Annotated in this window: 2 protein-coding genes; one reads left to right on the top strand and one right to left on the bottom strand. The window is 33.0% G+C overall.

The window, feature by feature from the left end:
* The coding region (locus CN514_RS06265) for a COG4705 family protein (RefSeq protein WP_353652059.1) at positions 1-807 on the top strand (807 nt) is incomplete at its 5' end.
* 63 nt (positions 808-870) lie between these two features.
* Here CN514_RS06265 and ytaF read toward each other — a convergent pair.
* Positions 871-1,512 carry a sporulation membrane protein YtaF gene (gene ytaF / locus CN514_RS06260; protein WP_098231858.1) on the bottom strand — a complete coding sequence of 214 codons (642 nt, stop codon included), beginning with the start codon at positions 1,510-1,512 and terminating at the stop codon, positions 871-873.
* Between the last annotated feature and the right edge of the window lie 211 nt (positions 1,513-1,723).

Here is a 1,723-nt window from a genome sequence, read left to right as displayed (position 1 = left end):
CAAAAGCATATAAATAAGAAAATAAGTCCACCAATAGAAAATATGTTAAAAAAAGTTCCAGAGGTAACAATATTTTTCTGGATTACTAAATTATTAACAACTGGTATGGGTGAAGTGTTTTCCGATTATATCGTAAAGACTTTAACGCCGGTAATAGGTGTTGCAGTCGCATTAATTGTCCTAATTCTGTCTTTAATTTTACAGTTTAAAGTCCGTAAATATGTACCTAGTATTTATTGGTTAGTTGTTGTAATGATTAGTGTATTTGGTACCGTAGCCGCAGACGTTGTACACGTTGGTCTTGGAGTTCCATATGTGATATCAACGGTGTTTTTTGCAGTCTCGTTGGTAATTATTTTTATGATTTGGTATAAGATGGAGAAAACTCTTTCCATACACAGTATTTACACACGACGACGTGAAGTCTTATATTGGTCAGTTGTAATGGGAACTTTCGCTTTAGGAACTGCTGCTGGTGACATGACCGCATCAACAATGCATTTAGGCTATTTTTCATCAGGTATACTGTTTACAGTTTTATTAGAAATACCGGTTATTGGAAGAAAGTTCTTCAAGCTAAATGAAATTTTCTCATTTTGGTTAGCTTACATTATGACAAGACCAGTTGGAGCATCATTTTCTGATTGGAGCTCTGTATCTCAAAAGCATGGTGGACTTGGATTTGGTGGTGGGCCAGTTACTCTAGTATTGTCGATTATCATCATTATCCTAGTTGGATATCTTTCTTTTTCAAAGAAGGATGTACAAAATGAACAAGAGGATATCTCCCAATCTATAATCGCATAGTAACTAACAAAGAAAAGAGCTGATGTTCACATACGATCATCAGCTCTTTTCTTTTATCTATTATTAAACAAGATTGTGTAACGCAATTAACACCAATATAATTCCACTAATAATGGAACTAAATTGTCCAAGCGACCATCCACCAATTTTCACATTGGCGACTTTTTTTCCTAAAAGGACGCCTAACCAGATTGCCAAAAAGCTAAAAATACTGGCCGCTATCGATATTGAAAATGGTGAAAGTCCAATTAATCCAACACCTAAGCCGTTCGTAAGTGCATTCATTGAAACTGCAGTCCCTAGTATGATTGCTTCAAAACTACTTATGTCTCCAGAATGGTCAACATCGGCTTTCTCCGGTGAACTTAAATAATTTGTAACGATATTTGAAACTGATTCGTCTTCATTATTTATGATAGTATGTTTATCTTTTCTTGGAAAAGTAAGTAGAACAATTCTAAGTCCAATTACCAGTAAAAAAAATGCACCGATGACATTCGAAAGTGTTCCTGGAAACACTTTTGAAATATATTGACCTGAAACAATACCTGCTTCACTGAAAATAAACGCTATGATTGAAATTATTAAATTCGCTAATAAACCAACCTTTATACCTCGAATTCCATAAGTTATTCCTACTCCAAAATTATCAATACTAGATGAACAGGCAAGAAATAAAACAGTGATCCAAATTGAATAATGCATAGTTTTTGCTCCTTACTTCATCCTTTTTCCGACAAAAGTTATTTGCCTAGCTTTTTATAACCTATGAAGAATTTATGATTAGTCAACTTGTTCAAAGTTTAAAAATTTACTAATAAAAAGATTATGAAAGTATAGACTTTTTAATAAAGCTTATAAAAATGCTTTTAAACAAAAAGAGGTAAATGAGCTTTTACTCATTTACCTCTTTTTT

This window comes from Bacillus sp. AFS001701 (assembly GCF_002559405.1).
In the GTDB taxonomy this organism is placed as follows: Bacteria; Bacillota; Bacilli; order Bacillales; family Bacillaceae_G; genus Gottfriedia.
The sequence above is the reverse complement of the archived record's forward strand: the minus strand, read 5'-3'. Positions and strand labels throughout refer to the sequence as shown.